Source organism: Candidatus Skiveiella danica (genome assembly GCF_022705245.1).
In the GTDB taxonomy this organism is placed as follows: domain Bacteria; phylum Pseudomonadota; class Gammaproteobacteria; order Burkholderiales; family Burkholderiaceae_C; genus Skiveiella; species Skiveiella danica.
The window spans coordinates 1-1,078 of record NZ_JAKJEW010000087.1 but is presented as its reverse complement, the minus strand read 5'-3'; the positions used below and the strand labels follow the sequence as shown (position 1 = coordinate 1,078).

The following is a 1,078-nucleotide window of genomic DNA, read 5'->3' as shown; positions in this document are numbered from 1 at the left end:
GATGTGCTGGCCAGCACAGGGCTGTACGACGCTCTGGGACGCGGAACCGAGATAAGGCATCACAGGGCTCGCCTGAAGCAACACTCCGGCGACACCGTCGACGCGATATGCAACGCGTATCCGGTGGCGGTGGACGGCAAGACCCTAGGAGCTGTATTGACTTTTCAGCGCCTCGACGACGTGTCGAGGTTCACATACGAGATCTGGGAGCACGAGAACCGCGCGACTTCCTTCGATGACATAATCGGCGACTCCCAGCCCATGTCGTCCGTGAAGGAATTCGCCGCGAAGATTGCCTCAGGCGATTCCACAGTGCTTCTCAGGGGAGAAAGCGGCACCGGCAAGGGCCTCATGGCCCGGGCCATTCACAGAGCAAGCAGGCGAAAGGACGGTCCTTTCGTCGTAGTCAATTGCAGCGCCATACCCGACACGCTGCTAGAAAGCGAGCTCTTCGGCTATGAGGAAGGGGCATTCACGGGAGCGCGCAAGAAAGGAAAGCTGGGCCGGTTTGAACTTGCCAACAACGGCACCCTCTTCCTGGACGAAATCGGCGACATGCCTCTCCACCTGCAAGGGAAGTTGCTGCGGGCGCTTGAAGATAGAATGATTGAGCCGGTGGGGAGCGTGGAGTCCAGGCCCATCGATGTGCGCATAATCGGCGCGACCAATCGGGACACAATGGTGGCAAGTCGCGAGTTTCGCAAAGACCTGTTCTACAGGCTCAACGTGGTGCCCATCTGGATGCCTTCGCTCAGAGAGCGAAGAGACGACATTCCGATGTTGACGCAGTTCTTCCTGGACAAGCATTGCGGCACCGTCGGCAAGAACATATCCGCGTTCAGCGATGGAGCTCTCCAGTGCATGCTGGCGTACGAGTGGCCGGGCAATGTGCGCGAGCTGTCCAACAGTGTGGAATACGCGGTGAACATCGAGTCTGAATCGACCGTGCAAATAACCAGCCTTCCGCAGAGAGTGCGGACTGTCGGTCGTCCAGTTGGGTTCGATGAGGCAGACAGTCCGCAAGCGCTCGAAGCGCTGGAACGCCAGGCCATAGCGGAGGCGCTCCGGCGCTTCGAAG

Annotated in this window: 1 protein-coding gene; it reads left to right on the top strand. The window is 59.3% G+C overall.

Annotated features, from left to right (window positions below):
• Positions 1-1,078: sigma-54 interaction domain-containing protein (locus ACMUOY_RS20090; RefSeq protein ID WP_413894505.1), on the top strand; the 1,078-nt coding region annotated here is incomplete at both ends.